General features: G+C 55.5%; 17 protein-coding genes. 4 read left to right on the top strand and 13 right to left on the bottom strand.

Annotation, left to right across the window (positions count from 1 at the left end; translation table 11 throughout):
• Position 1: 1 nt before the first annotated feature.
• The 3 genes from E8K79_RS15855 to E8K79_RS15845 all read right to left on the bottom strand — a co-directional run bounded on the left by E8K79_RS15855 (position 2) and on the right by E8K79_RS15845 (position 4,326).
• The gene (locus E8K79_RS15855; protein WP_136515587.1) at positions 2 to 1,546 is read right to left on the bottom strand and encodes an acyl-CoA carboxylase subunit beta; all 1,545 of its coding nucleotides are present in this window, start codon (positions 1,544 to 1,546) and stop codon (positions 2 to 4) included.
• Between the two features lie 22 nt (positions 1,547 to 1,568).
• Positions 1,569 to 3,074: a methylmalonyl-CoA carboxytransferase subunit 5S gene (locus E8K79_RS15850; protein WP_136515586.1), complete on the bottom strand. Its 1,506-nt coding sequence runs from the start codon at positions 3,072 to 3,074 to the stop codon at positions 1,569 to 1,571.
• 229 nt (positions 3,075 to 3,303) lie between these two features.
• Complete coding sequence (locus tag E8K79_RS15845) at positions 3,304 to 4,326, bottom strand: GPMC system family 4 glycosyltransferase (protein WP_136515585.1); 1,023 nt, start codon at positions 4,324 to 4,326, stop codon at positions 3,304 to 3,306.
• A gap of 156 nt (positions 4,327 to 4,482) precedes the next feature.
• On the opposite strand from E8K79_RS15845, the gene E8K79_RS15840 reads away from it, so the two are divergent.
• The 4 genes from E8K79_RS15840 to E8K79_RS15825 all read left to right on the top strand — a co-directional run bounded on the left by E8K79_RS15840 (position 4,483) and on the right by E8K79_RS15825 (position 11,436).
• Positions 4,483 to 5,238, top strand: a complete 756-nt coding sequence (locus E8K79_RS15840; protein ID WP_136515584.1) for a GPMC system MBL fold metallohydrolase — start codon at positions 4,483 to 4,485, stop codon at positions 5,236 to 5,238.
• Positions 5,239 to 5,269: 31 nt separating this feature from the next.
• Positions 5,270 to 7,114 carry a TIGR04442 family protein gene (locus tag E8K79_RS15835; RefSeq protein WP_136515583.1) on the top strand — a complete coding sequence of 615 codons (1,845 nt, stop codon included), beginning with the start codon at positions 5,270 to 5,272 and terminating at the stop codon, positions 7,112 to 7,114.
• A gap of 79 nt (positions 7,115 to 7,193) precedes the next feature.
• The gene (locus tag E8K79_RS15830; RefSeq protein ID WP_136515582.1) at positions 7,194 to 9,980 is read left to right on the top strand and encodes a GPMC system transcriptional regulator; all 2,787 of its coding nucleotides are present in this window, start codon (positions 7,194 to 7,196) and stop codon (positions 9,978 to 9,980) included.
• Positions 9,981 to 10,173: 193 nt separating this feature from the next.
• Positions 10,174 to 11,436, top strand: coding sequence for a tyrosine-type recombinase/integrase (locus tag E8K79_RS15825; RefSeq protein WP_136515581.1), 1,263 nt, complete (start codon positions 10,174 to 10,176; stop codon positions 11,434 to 11,436).
• A gap of 92 nt (positions 11,437 to 11,528) precedes the next feature.
• Here the strand turns inward: E8K79_RS15825 and E8K79_RS15820 are convergent, their stop codons facing one another.
• The 10 genes from E8K79_RS15820 to E8K79_RS21145 form a co-directional block, all read right to left on the bottom strand.
• Positions 11,529 to 11,966: a hypothetical protein gene (locus E8K79_RS15820; RefSeq protein ID WP_136515580.1), complete on the bottom strand. Its 438-nt coding sequence runs from the start codon at positions 11,964 to 11,966 to the stop codon at positions 11,529 to 11,531.
• 92 nt (positions 11,967 to 12,058) lie between these two features.
• Positions 12,059 to 12,496, bottom strand: coding sequence for a DUF4826 family protein (locus E8K79_RS15815; protein ID WP_136515579.1), 438 nt, complete (start codon positions 12,494 to 12,496; stop codon positions 12,059 to 12,061).
• A gap of 113 nt (positions 12,497 to 12,609) precedes the next feature.
• Positions 12,610 to 13,374, bottom strand: coding sequence for a hypothetical protein (locus E8K79_RS15810; protein WP_136515578.1), 765 nt, complete (start codon positions 13,372 to 13,374; stop codon positions 12,610 to 12,612).
• A gap of 83 nt (positions 13,375 to 13,457) precedes the next feature.
• Positions 13,458 to 14,177 (bottom strand): HNH endonuclease, encoded by a 720-nt coding sequence (locus tag E8K79_RS15805; protein WP_136515577.1) that lies wholly within the window; start codon positions 14,175 to 14,177, stop codon positions 13,458 to 13,460.
• A gap of 62 nt (positions 14,178 to 14,239) precedes the next feature.
• The gene (locus E8K79_RS15800; protein WP_136515576.1) at positions 14,240 to 15,040 is read right to left on the bottom strand and encodes a hypothetical protein; all 801 of its coding nucleotides are present in this window, start codon (positions 15,038 to 15,040) and stop codon (positions 14,240 to 14,242) included.
• 297 nt (positions 15,041 to 15,337) lie between these two features.
• A complete protein-coding gene (locus E8K79_RS15795; RefSeq protein ID WP_136515575.1) occupies positions 15,338 to 15,643 on the bottom strand; it encodes a hypothetical protein in 306 nt (101 codons plus the stop codon).
• A 57-nt stretch (positions 15,644 to 15,700) separates the two neighbouring features.
• Entirely contained in the window at positions 15,701 to 16,144 is a 444-nt protein-coding gene (locus E8K79_RS15790; RefSeq protein ID WP_136515574.1) for a hypothetical protein, read from the bottom strand.
• An 83-nt stretch (positions 16,145 to 16,227) separates the two neighbouring features.
• On the bottom strand, positions 16,228 to 16,704 hold the full coding sequence (locus tag E8K79_RS15785) for a hypothetical protein (protein ID WP_136515573.1): 477 nt from the start codon (positions 16,702 to 16,704) through the stop codon (positions 16,228 to 16,230).
• A gap of 28 nt (positions 16,705 to 16,732) precedes the next feature.
• Positions 16,733 to 17,224, bottom strand: a complete 492-nt coding sequence (locus E8K79_RS15780) for a hypothetical protein (protein WP_136515572.1) — start codon at positions 17,222 to 17,224, stop codon at positions 16,733 to 16,735.
• A 138-nt stretch (positions 17,225 to 17,362) separates the two neighbouring features.
• Positions 17,363 to 17,515 carry a hypothetical protein gene (locus E8K79_RS21145; protein ID WP_162604691.1) on the bottom strand — a complete coding sequence of 51 codons (153 nt, stop codon included), beginning with the start codon at positions 17,513 to 17,515 and terminating at the stop codon, positions 17,363 to 17,365.
• Positions 17,516 to 17,653 lie beyond the last annotated feature (138 nt).

Genomic DNA, 17,653 nt, shown 5'->3' with positions numbered 1-17,653 from the left:
CTCAAAGCGGGATCAGGCCGTGCTTCTTCATGGGACGGAACTCGCGCTTGGTGTGCAGGATGTCGAGCGTCATGGCGAGATGACGCCTCGTCTCCGCCGGCTCGATGATATCGTCGACGTCCCGCCGCGCAGCCGCCGCGTAGGGGGTCGCAAAGGTGCTCTGGTACGACTCGATCAGTTCCCGGCGCTTCTGCTGCGGATCTTCGGACTGCGCGATCTCATTGCGGAATATCACGTTGACCGCCCCCTGCGGCCCCATCACCGCGATCTCCGCGGTCGGCCACGCGAAGACCCGGTCCGTCTCCAGTTCCTTGCCGCACATGGCCAGGAACGCGCCCCCGTAGGCCTTGCGCATGATCACGGTGATTTTGGGGACTGTGGCGGCCGAATAGGCGAAGAGCAGCTTGGCGCCGTGCCTGATGATCCCTCCCTGCTCCTGCTGCACGCCCGGCAGGAATCCCGGAACGTCCACCAGCGTGATGAGCGGGATGTTGAAGGCGTTGCAGAAACGGACGAAGCGCGCCCCTTTGTCCGAGGCGTTGATGTCGAGGGCGCCGGCGAGCACGCTCGGCTGGTTCGCCACCACACCAACGCTCCGCCCGAGGATGCGGGCGAAACCGACCACTATGTTGGCGGCGAAAAGCGGCTGCACCTCGAGGAAATCGCCGCCATCCACCAAGCGCGTGATCACCTGGCGCACGTCGTAACTCTTCTTCGGGTCGATCGGGACGATGGTGTTCAGCGTCTTGTCCGGCACCACGATGTCGTCCGCCTCGAGTTGGGGCGGATCTTCCAGGTTGTTGGAGGGAAGGAAGGAGAGGAGCCTCTTGCAGATGCGCAGCGCCACCAGGTCGTTTTCTGCGACGAAGTGCGCGACCCCGGCGTAGTTCATCTGGGAGAGCGGGCCGCCCAGGGCCTCGGCGGTGATCTCCTCACCGGTCGCTTCCTTGATGACCGATGGCCCCGTGATGAACATCCTCGCGTTAGCCGTCTGGATGATGAAATCTGTGAGGGCCGGGCTGTACGCGGCGCCGCCTGCACACGGACCGCAGATGAGCGAGATCTGCGGTACCACCCCGGAAAGCATGACGTTGTGATAGAAGATCTTGCCGTAGCCTGCCAGCGAGTCGATCCCCTCCTGGATTCTTGCACCGCCGGAGTCGTTCATGAACACGAAGGGGGTGCCGGTCTTCAGCGCGGCGAGCATCGCCTGGACGATCTTGTCGCTATGCACCTCACCCGCGGAACCACCGGCGACGGTGAAATCCTGGCTCGCCAGGTGCACCAGCCGCCCCCCGACGCTACCCGCTCCGGTAACGACCCCTTCTGCTGCGAATTCCTTCCCGGCCATTCCGAAGTTGGTGCAGCGGTGCCGGGCGAAGAGTCCGATCTCCTGAAAGCTGTCCTTATCGACCAGGCTCTCGATGCGCTCCCTGGCGGTAAGGCTTTGCCGTTCATGCTGCTCGTCTATCTTTGTCCGTCCGCCGCCAAGCTTCAGCCGCTCTTTCCTCTCGTTCAGCTCCTTTACCTTCTCGTCTATAGACATGAGCCCTCCTCGGCGTGCGGCATTACTCTTGGCCGTACGGCGCCACGGTAACCTTGTGCTGTTGGCCGCTCAGGGTGACCGTGTAGGTGACGGGGCCGGTGATCTTTCCTGGGTGCCCCTCCGGGATGTTGGTTTCCGACGCGCCGGTCTCTGGATCGCGCCCGACGTTCTTGGGCCCCTCGTGCCGGGTGGCGAAGAACTTCGGCGCCACCTGCGGGAAGAGCGCGTAAGTGAGCACGTCCTCGTCGCTGCCGTCGCACCCTTCAAGCGGCAGCGCTGCTGCGCGCAGCTTGCCCCATTCCGGCTCCAACAGGTCGGCGGGACGCACATCGATCGGCTCCTTCTTCGCGTGCCGCCGCGCCATCTCGACCACCTCCGGGTTCAAAACTCCTGGAGCGGCGCCGTAATAGCCGAGCATCAGGTCGGCGAACTCACCGGTAAGGACCTTGTAGCGCCCCATCAGCGTGTTCAGCACGGCCTGGGTTCCGACGATCTGGCTGGTCGGGGTCACCAGAGGCACGTAACCGGTATCCTTGCGCACCACCGGTATCTCTTCCAGCACCTCATGCATCCGGTCCGCCGCCCCCTGCTGCTTCAGCTGGCTCTCCATATTCGACAGCATCCCGCCAGGGATCTGGCTTCTGAAGATCTCAGTCTCCACGCCGGTGACCGTGGAAAGAAACTCGCGGTAGCGCGGCAGGATCTTCGAGAAGTGCTCCTTCACGCGCAGCATGCGCGCGAGGTCGATCCTCGTGCTGTTCCCGGTATGCTCCAGCATCTCCACGAAGCTCTCGGTTGGATTATGGCCCGGTCCGAGGCTCATCGAGCTCACCGCGGTATCGACGCAGTCGACACCCGCCTCCACCGCCTTCATGAGGCTAACCATGGTGACGCCGGTGGTGGCGTGCACGTGCAGCTGCACCCGGGTCTGCTCCCCGCAGCTCTCCTTGATGCCGCGCACGAGCTCGTAGGCCGACTGGGGCTTGATGAGCGCCGCCATGTCCTTGATGCAGATCGAATCGCACCCCATTTCGACCAGGCGTTTCGCCTGATCCACGTAAGCCTGAGTGGTGTGGATCGGGCTCACCGTATAGGAGATGGCGCCCTGGGCATGCTTGCCGCACTTCTTCACCGCCTTGACCGAGCGCTCTATGTTGCGCAGGTCATTCAGCGCGTCGAAGATGCGGAAGACGTCGATCCCGTTTTCCGCGCTCTTGTCGACGAAACGGTCGACCACCTCGTCCTGGTAGTGGCGGTATCCCAGGAGATTCTGCCCACGCAAGAGCATCTGCAGCGGTGTTTTGGGCATGAGCGCCTTGAAGGTCCTGAGCCGCCCCCACGGGTCCTCGTTCAGGAAACGGATGCAGGCATCGTAGGTGGCGCCCCCCCAGCATTCAAGGGACCAGAACCCGGCGTTGTCGAGATCCTCGCAGGCGGGGACCATGTCCTCGATGCCGAGGCGCGTGGCGATGAGGCTCTGGTGGGCGTCACGCAGAGCCAGCTCCGTGATGTCGATGAGTCGGTTCATGTCCTTCCTCCCTTTTGTCACGAAGGGATAGTCTACGGGAACCGGGTTCATTGGCAATAGCTAATTTGGATTTTAAGCAAAGTGGTTTGGAAGGAGTGGACACAGCCTGAGGGGAGACACAGGAGCGGTGGGAAGTGTTGAGCGGTGACTTCAGAAAAGAGGAGAGAGGTAGATGAGAGCGACGGGAAACAAACTGCGTAAAGCTCCCCCCTCCCGCAAGGGAGCGATCCTAAGCCTGGGCGAGGATCTCCTGGTAGAGAGAGTAGTAAGCCTGCCCTTCCTTCTCGGGGCAGCATTGTTCGCGCACGAGGTCGCGTCCATTTTTACCCAGGCGTTCGCGCAGGTGGGCGTCGGTCAGCAGTTGCTCGGCCTTGGCCTTGAACTCCGCCGCGCCGTGGTAAACGAGGCCGTTCACGCCGTCTTTCACGATGGAACGGTTCCCCTCGATGTCAGCAACGAGGAGCGGCTTCGCATAGGCCGATGCCTCCAAGACGGTGTTGGCCATCCCCCCCTCGGTGAGGGAGGTGTTCAGAACGACGTCTACCCGCCGGTAAAGCGCTCCCATGCAATCATGGGGCACGACGCCAAGGTATCGAGCGAACGGATAGCTCTCCAAGGCCTCCATCACCTCGGCGGCGTAGGCCGTGTCGAGCACCGGGCCGGCTATTTCGAGGTGCAGTTGCGGATGGCGCGCGTGCAACTCGGCAAGCGACGCCAGGGGAAACATCACGTTCTTCACCGGACGCAGCCCGGCGGGAAGCAGGAAGGTGAACTTGCCTTTCCCTTCCGCGGACGCAACAGGAGTGAAATTATTGGGAAGCTCGACCCCCTGGCGGATCAGGACAGTGCGCTCCTCAAGGCTGTGCAGATGTTCCCCCAGCCGCTTCTTCACGCAGCCGTGGAAGGCGACCAGCCGCGCGGCACCGCGCAGCGCGCCGTGCATCTCCAGCCCACGCTGATCGCACAGCGCCTGGTACACATCGGTGCCGGTCAGGGTAATCAGATAGGGGATGGAAAGCAGCTTTGAGAGCGCGTAGGCCACGCGCCCGCCGTGGTAGGCATGGAAGGCATGCAAAAGCTGCGGCTGGAACTCCTTTACCGCCTCCTGCAGGCGCTCTCCCGACAGACGGTCGACCGGGAATACCTGCACCTCGCAGCCAAGAAGCCTCAGTTCGCTCTCGATACGTCTTACCGTAACGGCATTGCCGGTTTCAGCTGGATAGTAATTGGGGGCGACAATGCCGACACGCATTAAGAACCTCTGCAGGAGTATTTTCACCGGATCATTAAAAAGCCGCGACCGCGGCAGGTTCAGATAATAGCCGCAAAACCCGCACTAGGCAAGGGATAAACCCTTGCCTCACTCAAACGTTCATGGTACCTTACGCACCATTCCGAGGTGCGACACATGAAAATTACCATCCTCGGCTCTGGCACCTCGACCGGTGTCCCCATGGTCGGTTGTCACTGCCAGGTCTGCGGTTCCTCTGACCCGCGCGACAAAAGAACACGTGCCTCGATCCTGGTCGAGTCCCAGGGGCAACGCATCCTCGTCGACACCTCTACCGACCTTAGGACGCAGGCACTCAGGGAAGGGGTACCGCAGATCGACGCCGTTCTGCTCACCCACACCCATGCCGACCACATCAACGGCATAGATGACCTGCGTGGCTTCCATTTCATTCACCGCAAGGTGATCCCGTGCTATGGCAGCCCGGACACCATCGGACAGGTGCGCGGCACCTTCTCCTATATCTTCGAGGGGCTCTGCTCGGAGGGATACTCGCCGCTTATGGAATCGCACCCGGTGGAGGCCCCTTTCGACCTGTTCGGCTGCCGGATCACGCCCGTCCCCATCAGGCACGGCTCCTTCCTGGCTACCGGCTACCGCTTCGACGACGCTGCCTACCTTACCGACTGCAGCGAGATACCGGAAGCCTCCATGGAGCTTCTGCAGGGGCTCGATCTGATGATCATCGACGCCCTGCGCTTCTCTCCGCACCCGAACCATTTCAACATCGAGGGTGCGTTGAGGATGACCGAGATTCTGAAACCGCGCCGCACCGTGCTGACCCACCTGACCCACGAGGTGCACCACAGCGACGGCGAGCGCCTCCCTAACGGGGTGGAGTTCGCCTACGACGGCATGACGCTCGAGCTTTGAGGAACTAAGACCTGAAGAACGGACGGAACTGATGTTCAGAGACATTCGGCTGCACGGCTATGCAAACGACCAGATCGAGTTCTACGCCATCACGGCGGGCAGCGAGGCGTACAACCGGTACTTCTTCAACACCGATCCGACCGATCCAGGCGAGATCCGCTTCTTCTCTCCCGGCAACGAGTTCATCATCGGCAAGAACGGCATCAGCCACCGCGGCAATGGCGGCTCCTTCTGCGAGTACATGTTCGGGGTGGACCAGCCCATCGCCGACCTCGCCAAGGAAGACGTCTCCAACCGCCTCATCATCTACGGCACCCACTACGACAACCGCTCCGGCACGCTGAGGTTCAGCGAGCGCACCGAAGGGTACGTAAGCTACGACAAGATCTTCTTCGACGGCAACGCCATCTTCAACTATTTCTTCGCCCTTACCGGGGCCGACTTCTCCGCCCCAATGCACGAGCAGCAGGAGCGCATCCTGAGGGTGCTGGGCAAGGCACTCAAGCGTTCAGGCGCGGTCGGCGAGGAACAGGACAACCTGATCATCCGGGAAATCCTCGACATCATCGACGACCCCAACGCCCACCTCTTCCTCTTCAAGCTGATCAACGTCCGGCACCGCGAGTACAGCGAGGCCTTCAAGGCGCTCTACTTCAACAACAAGAAGATCACCGATTCCGAGTTCCAGTCGTTGGCCGTCCTTGCCGAGCGTTACGGCATCGACCGCTACCAGCAGGAGAGGATCCGGATCGACGTGATGTACAAGCATCCCGACAACCGGCGCATCGTCGACGAGTACAAGAACATCCTGATCGCCTGCAACAGAAAGGGGGAGATCAACAAGCTCGAGAACGCGCGACTGACGCGCCTGAAGACCCTTTCGGTGCGCAACAAGATCCCAGGGGCGCTCTTTTACACCCTGGACGAGATGCTCAAGAAGGACAAGAAGCTGGTCGACCTGGAGGAGAGCAACTACATCTCCGAGACCCGCACCATCCTGGAAGGGATGTTTCTTTCCGAGCGGCAGATCGAGAGCACCATCGACGCAGAAGACATGCTGAAACTCCTCTACGCCAAAAAGCAGGCGGCGGAGAACCGCGACCACGCCTTCGAGGAGATGCTTCTGGACGCCAGCAAGGCCTGCGACGAGAAGATCCGCGACGGCGCCGACATCTCCATCCTGGAAGGCTACTCCTACATCATCACCTACTTCGACCGCTACGATGCGACCTCCTCGGCGATCAACCAGCTCGCCTTCATGGAGAACGTGCGAATCTCCGAGGAGATGATCCGAAGCCTGCTCGGCAACAAGCACGCCTTCGACATGCTCGCACCCGACCTCTTCACGAAGCTCTTCCTCTCCGGCATCTTCGAGGACAAGTACCTTGGGATCTACGGCAGGAAAAAGGTGAGCCATCTGGCCGCGGGGCTGAAGCTCATCGAGGAAAACCGCCTCACCACAACCGGACTTCTCGATCAGTTGGTGAATATCGACAGCGACGAGCGCCTGCACCTCACCCTGCTCGCACACATCAAGGATCGCATCCGCAACTTCTACTCCAAGTACGCCACGAAAGGTGATCAGGACGCCCTCAAGAAGGAGCTCGCCGAGGAGCTGAAGAACAAGAAGCTCATCGACGGTGAGATCCCCGACCACCTGTTCCGGGAGGCGATCCTCACCATCAAGAAAGAGGCGGTGTACATCCACAACCTGCTGCCGCAGATCATCCTGGAGAAGAACTGGGCGCTGCGCGAGGACTTCCTGGAGAACTCGGGCCTCGACCGTTTCTACGTCGAGGAACTCGAGCGCGAGTTCTTCGAGTTGAACGGCCTGGACCTCGAAGAGCTGTACCAGATCAGGAAAGGGTTCAACTAACCTCATCCCCATCCCCCTTGACACCCGCCCCCAATTCCTTTAACGTGCCCCTGTGTAAATTATGTACTCAGGAGAGCACATGCCTGTTACAGAAGAACAACTAAAGACCCTTGGCGATCGCATCGCCGCCTATGGCAAAGAGAACCTCGACGAGATGCTGCACCTGGTCGGCGAGGGAGCGCGCCTCGTCTCCAATCAGGAGCGGGTGCGGATTTACCTAGAAGACCTCACCCGCGGCGCCCTTTCCTGTGCCTTTGCCTGCGGCAGCTTCGCCGCCGAGATCCGCCAGGAAACCTTCCCCATCATCTCCGCCGAAGCGGCCGTTTCGAATACCTTCGTAACGCAGATGCTCGCACAATTCCTGCGTCCTGCGAGCAGCGGCCTCCCGCTCGACCAGGACTTTTCCCGACGCTTCGAGATCGACGGCACCACCATGCTTCCGATCACCAGCAACGGCAAATCCATCGGGGTTGCCTGTGTGGACGGGGAACTCCTCTCCCGCGACTGCATCGAGATGCTCATCCCATTTCTCGCCCGCGCCGGAGAACGGGTGGACCATGCCCGGAAGTACCACCAGCAACTGTTGCTGGCCCGCCGCGTCGAGGTCTACAAGAAAAGGGAAGCCGCAAGCTTCATGGTCCGCTCCGCGGTGCACCTGATCGACGGTCTCACCCTCGCGTCGGTGCTGGTCCCGGTGCGCGGCGGCATGGAGGTGCTGGCGAGCCATGCCGAGAACCTGGAGCTCAAACAGCGCTACGACAACGTCGGCAGCATCGACCTGAAACACGGCACCTCGCTTGTCTCCCGTTATGTGAACGAGGCGGGCGTCGTCACCGATGACCAGCTTCTGAAACCGCTCTTCATCGCCGACCTGCAAGACCAGACCATCCAGCGCCGTGCCCTCACCGAGGAGATGGGGCTGCGAACCCTCTACATGGTGCCACGCCTCGAGCCGGACACGCGCCGCCTCATCTGCCTCATAAACTACTTCACCCGTGAGTTGGCGAGCTTCAGCGAGTTCGAAGAGGGGCTTCTGCAGACCCACGCCGAGATGGTGGAACGCGTAATCAACGAGGTCGGCGGCGAGCACCTGGAGATCAAGGTCCTCTCCGAGATCTCCGACCTTTTGCAGGAGCGCAACGAGGGACTGCATCCCTTCCTCACCAAGGTGCTTTCCAAGGCAACCGAGCTGATCGGCGCGGACACCGGGAGCATCGCCATCGTGCAGGAACGAGAGGGTGAGAAGTGGCTGGTGGTTGAGAACGAGGAAGGGGCCATCGTCGGCGCGAAGAACAAGGAATGGCTCAAGAAAAAGATCCCTCCCTTCAAGATCGGCGGCGAAGACCTCCCCGTGCAGGAGCGCAGCCTGACCGGTTACGTCGCCTGGACCAAGGAGCCGAAGATCATTGGAGAGGTCACCGACACCTCGCAGCATTCGGGCTTTCACCGTCCCATGAACGAGCTGATCAAGAGTGAGATGGCCGTTCCGGTGATCAGCGACGACGAGGTGATCGCCGTCATCTGCCTGAACTCGCTGCAGGAAGGGTATTTCACCGAAGAACACAAGCGTATCCTGCAGATCATCGACCGCCTCACGTCCCGGCACATCTCCGACATCCAGCGCATCGAGCGCCTGCAGTCCGAGGTGAACAAGCTGCAAAGCGACATCGCCTACAAGGACCCGAAGGTTTCCTCGTACCGCCTCGGCAACATCATCGGCAACAGCCGCAAGGCGCAGGAGATCGTCGCCTTCATCAACACCGTCTCGCAGCCGCTTTCGAACCGGATCGCGCTATGGAGCCGCCACGTCCTGCAGGAGGCAACCATCGGGCTTCCCTCCATACTGGTGCTGGGCCCCACCGGGGCAGGCAAGGAATTCTTCTTCAACAACCTGTACAACAAGCTGAACGAACTGTACCGGCAGCAGATCAACCCGGACGGCGAGCTCCCGGTGAAGAAGACCAACATCGCCGCCTACAGCGGGGACCTCACCTACTCCGAGCTTTTCGGGCATATCAAGGGGGCCTTCACCGGCGCCTACAGCGACCGCAAGGGGATCCTCGAAGAGGCTTCCGGCGGCATCGTCTTCCTCGACGAGATAGGCGACGCCGACCCTAAGACCCAGGTGCAGCTCTTGCGTTTTCTAGACAACGGCGGCTTCGTCCGCCTCGGCGAGAACCGCGAGAGAATCAGCCGCGTCCTGCTCGTCGCCGCGACGAACAAGGACCTGAGAAAAGAGATCGCCCTCGGGAATTTCCGTGAAGACCTGTACCACCGCCTCACCGAGCTCTCCGTCGTGGTCCCGTCCTTGAACGAGCGACGTGAGGACATCCCCGACCTATCCACCCACTTCCTCGGCAAGCTCTACCGGACCTACCGAAGCACCGAGGAAGCGGTCCGCGAAGAGGAGCCCAGCCTCTCAAACGACGCCAAGGAGGCCCTCGTCGGCCATAACTACAAAGGGAACATCCGCGAGTTGCGAAGCATCCTGCTGCGGGCGCTGTTTTTCAGAACCGGGAAGCTCGTGACCGGCGATGACATCAGGAAAGCCATCAGGGATGGTGCACAGGAACAGATGGTGCCGGCCTCCGAGCGTTTGGCCGAAGAAGTGGCCAGCAGCATCATGACCGAGATAGAGACGGGAAAGGATTTTTGGGAAGCAGTCTACGAGCCCTACTCACAGAGCCGGATCTCCCGCGACGTGGTGAAGCTGGTAGTCGAGCGGAGTCGGAGTGCCGCCGGCAAGAGCATGCCCGAGGTCGCCCGGCATCTGAAAGCGATCACCGGCGATGCCCAGGAGGACGAAGAAGAGAGGAAGCGCTTCTTTAGATTCAAGAACTTCCTTTACAAAACCGTCAAGATTTGACCCCTTTTGAAGGAGTGTTAAACACGGATATTTATCAACAAAAAACAACTACTTACGAGTTGACACCACCATAGAGACCCGCTAATCTATAAGTCAGATTTACCGGGTTTTTTAGTGACCTTCGTACCCATATCGTACCCAGCCCCTCTTTTTTCGGACCTGGGTACGATAAGATTTTTCTAATGGTGGTGCCATGCCAAAGATCAAATTTACCAAATCGACGTTGGACAAGCTCTCAACCCCTCCCGGAGAGCGGGTGGATTACTTCGACACCGAGACGCGCGGCCTGGGGTTGAGGGTAGGCAACTCGTCCAAGACCTTCTTCGTGAAGGTGGACATTCGTGATGCAAGCTCGAAGACGGGATACCGCAGCGTGCGCAAGACGCTGGGGCGGTTCGGAGAGATCACCCTCGAGCAGGCGCGCAAGGAGATCCAAGGGTATGACGACCGCGACAAGGGATTCGTCCCCGGACTGCGCCTCGAGATCAAGCGGGGGCAGACCAAGATGCACGGGGCTGAGGTCACCCTGGCGCAGATGCTGGAAGCGTACTTTCTGGAGAAGAAGACTGCGGAAGGGAAAAACTACAAGACATCAACGGTCAGGGGGTATACCAACATCGTCACCCGCCACTTCGAAACCTGGCTCTCACTCCCCCTAGCCGAGATCGGGAAACTGACACCAGAGGTGGTCATCGACCGTTACCGGCAAGCTGAAATTGGGCACGGCCCATACGGCGCCAGAAACGCGTTCGTCATGCTCTCGGCGATCATCAACTATGCACGGGTGAAATACCCGGGTGTCGTCGCCACAAATCCACTTGCCGTGCTAAGGTTCGGCAAGCACATGAAGAAGATCCAGGCTAGGACCGAGCGACTGGAGGGGAAGGAGTTCGCCATCTTCTACCAGGGGATCCAGAAGTTCCACGAGAACATCCGGGACTGCTACCTGTTCTGCCTCTACCATGGACTGAGGAGCCAGGAGGCTGCCGCCCTGCGCTGGGAGTACGTCAACCTGGACCGGCTGACCCTGACCATCCCCGACACCAAGAACCGCAGGCCGCTCTATGCCCCGCTCTGCCGCCAGTCACTGGAGATCCTGGAGCGGAGGCTCGCGCAGCGCGAGGAGGGTTGTCCTTTCGTGTTCCCGGCGGTGAAGACGGTTCGTTACAGCACCAACAAGACCGGGCACGTCAGGCTCATGGCTACGGCGCTTAAGCTCAACACCGGACTGAACATCACCGTGCACGGCCTGCGCCGGACCTTCATCACCACGGCCCGGCGTCTGAAAATCTTCGAGGACGCCGACCGGCTCACCAACCACGTGGATAGTTCGATTTCAGGACGGCATTATGATGCGACGGATGTTGAGGACCTGCGCAGGCCGCTACAGACCATTGCCAACGAGCTCGAAAGGCTCATGAAAGAGGGGGCGGCTAAGGTGCTTCAGCTCCACTAACGGGGGCGGCCTTGACCGGCGGCGTTAGCCGCCCGCGTCTAAGGACGTGGTTGTACGCCTTCTTCGGCTTTTGCCTGGCCCATCGCCCCTAATCAGAAAAAGTTGTTCGGCAGTATAACCTCTGGCTTCATGTTAAAAGTGAAACTTGCAAGTAGCCATTTTTCGCCACTTTTATAGGACAAGAAGCTAGAAAACAAGGGACCTTTTTCATAGTCTATACTTACATAAGCGAGCTTAGATGTCTTTGATATTTCCTTAACCTTTATCACTTGATATCCAATATAAGCACCATACATTGCCTCAACTTGCCTGAACGTATTAGCTTGGCTCATAGCTTCAATACTGGTTTCGAACGCACTACCTTTGATCCATGCCTTAACTGCAGCTTCGGGTCCCTTGACCTTATATTCGTTCAGCCCAGCCAAAACTATGCTTGGCAAATCGTTTTCCGCCAGCGCAGAAATGGGTGCTAATAGACAAACTACGATCAGAGCTACAATGGCATACCGTGTCTTTATTTGCTGTTTCATTTTTCTCTCCTTTATAGTTGTTCAACGGCTCGGCAGTTGACCCGCAAGCCCGGCTTTTTGGGGCGGGCGGTGTCCAACTGTCTTGTTGGCGGCTACTCTTCCCAGACAGCATCATCCTCTGCAAATTTTGCAAGAAGTTCTGAACGTCTTTTGAGAAGGTCTCCAAGTACTGGCCAGTCCTCTTTAGTTCCGATTTTGATAGTCGGATGAGACTCGCCTCGCAACATGTACCCTGAAATCTCTCCCCATACTTCGGCAAACGTTCGCATCGCTTCTCTTGGATGTTTTACCTTCTCTGCTGAAATATAGTCTGTCGGCAAGTCTCCGGAGATAGCCCACCACCCGACCCATCCTGGGTTTTTATTGCTTTCTATTGCCCAGACCGCAACGTATGGTGGAACATGCCATGCTGGCCACTCCCCAATCTCTCCGTGGTCGATTTTTTGCTCTTTCAGGTACTCCTCAACTTGGATGCGTTGCTCTGCACACCACCGTTCCTCTACCTCTGGATTTTCATAATCTTCGATCATGTTTTTCCTTTTTCCAACGGGGGCGGCATTGACCGGCGGCGTCAGCCGACCGAGTCTAAGGACGTGGTTGGCTATCCTCTTCGCAGTCTGGGGTGGTAAAAGAAGCCTATACACTACTGCTCTACGTACTTTTTAAACTTTACTGATTGGATTCTAAAACGAAGATCTTCTAGAGTGAGCTTAACTACCGCAGTTCCACCAGTAGGACAGCAATTTCCATCGTTTTCCTTGTACAAACTCGTTTCTGCTATCATCGCGTCTATGTCTGGCCAGATGCCTTTATTGATGGTTAGACCCGCAGGGAGTCTTTCCGATAACTCGCTAATCCAGCTTGTCGTATCAAGCATCTTCCAGGTGGCACTTTTGCTGTCCCAGATGTAATACTCACTCTCGTTGAAGTTCCCAGTTCCATCCACCCCAATCGGTACATGCAGGAAAGTTCCAAATGTGTTTTTTACAATGGCTGGTTTCTGATACAAATACATGCCAATATCTGGGTCTCCACGCTCAAGAAAAAGTCTTGTATGCTTTTCTGCCCCTTCCTGCACAAAAATACCGATTCCCCGTTTGCGGTAATACCGTCCAGGAAATGATTCATCTCCGCACTTACCAGGTTCCGAAGAATAAGCCGGGATAATACAATAAATCACGTAGTAGAATGTGCGGTCTGATATAGTGCCAAAATTCCCCGTTTCGGAGATGTCACAGTCACGGATATCCGTTATATGATTGCGTCGAAGAAAATCTCTGCAGCTCGAATTCGAAGGGTGAAAGGGAATCGGAATAGCTAGTTCAGATGATCCGGCCATGGCTGATGGACTGCTTGCGCATAGTAAGGCTAGCGATAAACCTGTTGAGAGCATCAGCTTGCCATTCATGGTATCTCCTGCCAACGGGGCTGCGGTTGAACCGCGACCGTAGGGAGCCGTGTTGCAACCGCGTGTTGTAAATGTTGTCTCTCTTATGCAAGTGGCAACTTTTCAAGGAGACGCTTGCTGCCAGTAAGTGCACCAATTTTGGTAGATGTTTCACCGAGGTCTGTCCCGCTTTCACTTAGCCTCACTCCATTGTAAACCGTGAAAACCCACGCGCTGATTCTCGGGTCATCAACACCTTGTGCACCTATGTATCTGAAAGTATCTCCACCAAGCGTAACAGACACTCGATTTGGGGAGTACAAGTTGAGGAACTTGTTCTGAAAAAAGTCCTCCCCAGCCCTTGTTAAGGCTAATGTCTGCACGAAGTATTCATCAGATAAAAGTGTCTGCCAATGGTGCCACAAAAGGCCCTTTGTGATGTATTCGAATAGTGTGAGTAGCTTTTCTCCGTCAAAAGGCAATACCATAGAGGTGACAACTTGAGCAGATGAATCACGTAACAGTGAGTAAGATTTATTCCGATTAAGTTCTTCGTGTAGGCGCTGGTTTCTTGACAATCTTTTGGGAACCATCTCCGTCAGGTTTGTCTTCGCATCCTGATGCTGTCCTCCGAACGGCAATAAAGAGGATAGATAGTGCTCAAGTTGAGACTTCTGGCCATTGCAGCAAAGGCAAGATGGAACTTTGGGTAGGTTGTCGCGTTTCGTTAGTAAGAAGAACTCCCTTGCAAAAACGTGGTCGGCAGTCTTTGACGATTCATTGCCACAATACACACAGATCTTGTTTTTGTATTTTTTGCTCATTTTTCTATCCGTACAACGTGTCGGGGCGTGACCTGCGCAGCGGGTTCTTGCCGTGTCAGTGTCTACGCCTGTGTTGAAGGCTTCGTGTTATTTCTAATGGCTTTAATATGCTCCTCCAATAAAGCCTTCTTTTTTATCTCCAACAGCTTGGCTTTCCTTTCTTCATACTCGTTCCTGAAATCTTTTTCCAGTAATCGTGAAGGCTCGTAAGTCATACCGAGAATACTACCCATGCCAGTTGGTATAACTGTTGGGTCGTCTCGATCAACTTCAAGATGGGGTGCTAACTCGCCGCCTGAAAATCGATGATAGTACTCATGGTCTTTTTGCGCAATTTCCACACTCACAACCTTGATCATATCAAATATGTTTTGTCCGTAATCTACTGTTTCTGCCTCAGACGGCAGGTAACCCTTGTGGATCACCTTGTTTCTGAAGGCTTTCTGGTCCTGTATTTTGAACTTTGATTCCTCAAAACTCGCTTTTTGTTCAATTGCATACAAAAATAAAAAAGCACCGAATTGCCTTTCTGATTGATTTGAGACCTGTTTCCAGGCCTTCATAAATTCGTAGTTATTAAGTCCAGCTTTGTAGCAAACAAATTTGCTATAGAACTCGTAAAAGCGCTCAAGACTTGACGTAAACCCTAGAACAGCTTCAAGGTAATACCCCTCGATGAGTGCCCCGAAGGCGGACTCAAATAAAAATTGATATTTTATTCCCTGAAGCCGAAACTTGTTTTGATGTCCTTTTAGACAGGTAAATTCATAGAGGCTATCCTCAACAACATCTGTTGGATAGCAGGCAAGAGGACTGTTTCCAAGCTCCTTATGACACTCCATGCATGTCAGCCACAGTTTCATTTACGATATCCTCTTCAATCATCCTTCAACGGCTCGGGAGATCACCTGACGACTTTTCGGTCAGGTGCATCTTTCTTGTTGGATTCTGGTTTGCTTTGCTTCTTCATGATAACTACCGAATCCTTCACCTTTTATAAAACTCCCGCAAAACGGGCAATAATAGATATGTAGCCACTCTGGAAGAAGCCATTCTGTTTCATCAGGCAAATCATTTGCCTTTTCGATCTTCCCCTCTGCTACACTTTCTCGAAAACGGTCACAGCAATACACAGATTTCTCCAATGGCGATTATTTAGGTCACTGAATGGTAAGCCCCTGCTGCCCTGATGCAACCCATCCATGAACCCCAGCATCAGTCTCAACAAGTAACGCCCAATAGTCCTTACCGTAAGTCGTACGATTTACTTTCAGCTTTTCTCCTGGTTTTAGAGTTCTGACTGGCTTTTGGCTGCCGTATGCAGCATCAACTTCTCTAGCATAAAGTGGAGTCGCAGAAACGACGGTGACTTTGATTTTCTGATCCTGATAGCGGTCCCACCCCCAAATGAAGAGCGGAATTGCCATTGTGCCAGCAATTATCAGCAGTAATTTCTTTTTCATCATTTCTCTGTCCAACGGCTCGGACCGTGACCTGCGTGGCGTTCTTTGCCACGTCAGAGTCTACGGCCGTGTTATACCTTTTGACTTTTCTAGACTACCATCATCAAAATACAGTTGAAGAGAGTTAACCTCAGTTTCTTTCGGTATTCTGAAAACCCAGTAAACGGGCAATGACAATGAAGAATGTGGTTTGATTTCGATGGCTGTAATGTCAATGACCTCTGAAGCGATTGTGTCCTTATATGTCCTTGCTGTGAGGTGTTCATTCACTGTGAGTTTCAAAAATTTGTTTCCGTACCTTTGAGCTGTGGAAGTTAGGTTTGTTATCGTTATTTTGCCTTCGATTTTACTTTCGCCCTTTTTGAAACTTCTGAACTTGGGTGTTACTTCAGCTTTTATTTCAAAGCTCTTACTTGCTATTCCGATTGTGTTAGACTGCAACGCATAGGACGTCGTCGAAATGCAGAGCAGTAGCAAGCACGCTATTGTTACCAATGACTTCATCTATTTTCCTTTTCTCGGTATAACTGTGTCGAGGCGCACCGGCGGAGCGAAGCGGAGACCGAGTGCCGCCGAGTGGTTGGGAATTATTTTTGTGATGTCAGGCATCCCATTGGCTGACTTTGGTTCCACTTCTCAGCCATGAGCAGCACGTTCTTCTCCGAGCAATCCTTCATCTCCGCGTGCTGACATGCGTCAACAGCTGCTATTAAATGCTTGTCAGCTTCTTTCGCATTCCCCTCATGTCGTTCGATAAGGAAAAGCCTCATGTGCCCAAGCATTTTGTCCGCATTGTAGGTTCTTTCTGGCAGGATGAGCTCATTCTTCCCTTTGTACCTCTCAATGAAATTCAGGTGGGCATTTATCGCCTTCTTTGCAGTTTGGCACGTTCCTTCTTTCAACTGAAGGGATATGCCGTCAGTGGAGGCTTGCAATTCGGCCATACTTGCCGAGAAGCCACCACCGCTCAAGCCCTCCCTGTACCCCCAAAAAAATCCAAGCCCGAGCATGCAGATTCCACCAACGACGTAGCCAACGCTTTTTAGAATTTTTGGTTTGTTCATTTTTCCTTCTTCCCAACGGGCCGGGAGATCACCGGGCGGCTTTCTGGCCCGGTGCATCTTCCTTGTTGGCTGATGTGATTCCCTCTGAATACGTGATGTGAACACCTGCTATATTCTCTTCTTTTTTGAATACCCTTGATTGGTTCGCGTATCTCAAGATGATGCTATCTTTGCCCTGCCAAGATACAGCTATTTTTGGCCCTCCCCACTGACCTGTCGCAGCTTTCCCGTGATCCGAGTCAGCAATAAATGCATTTCCACTTTCATTTGAGAGTTCTTTTCTGAAAGGAAGTATGGAAACTTGGGTGTTAAAGTCAGTTGTTGCGCCACAGTCACGCACAAACACAACGGCTTTATTCGCGCCATCAGGGGAAGTATGAACCGAAACGATCCTGTTATCACAGCCAATTGTCTTGCTCAAATAGGGAATAATAATAGCAGCCATAATCCCGATAGCGGGGATCAGCACATACAGGCCCACCATAAATTTCGCTTCTTTTTTAAATAGGCCGTCTTTCATTATTCCTCAGTCAACTCGTTATTGACCGGTTAGCCCAAGCATCTCATTCAGGATGCCGGTATCTCATATGGGAAACATGCATCCTCTTGATGATGCCTTATTTGCATCCTGTTCAGGATGCACTCGCCTCCCAAACTATCAGGCATCGTCAACGATCCTGCACTCCAACTCGGTGCCGCGAATGGAGCCGTAACGGACCTGCCAGAGCTTATCCTCCGCGTTCCATCTGCCGCCTGCCGCTTTCAGCTTGGCACGAAAGTCCCCCTCGGAATAGCCGACCATCACCTTCACCAAGTCCTCTGTCAACGGTAATTGAAAAGTACCCCTTTTCGGTAATCGAAAAGTCCCCCCCTTGGTTATGACTGTTCGATGTGTTTAGCCAGCAGTCCAGCCTTGAGTTTCTCCTTGAGGCGGTAGCTTTCGCCCTTG

Origin of the sequence: Geomonas edaphica (assembly GCF_004917075.1) — a bacterium.
GTDB classification, from domain to species: Bacteria; Desulfobacterota; Desulfuromonadia; order Geobacterales; family Geobacteraceae; genus Geomonas; species Geomonas edaphica.
Note: the sequence above shows the minus strand (reverse complement) of the source record. Positions and strands in the feature narration are given on the sequence as shown.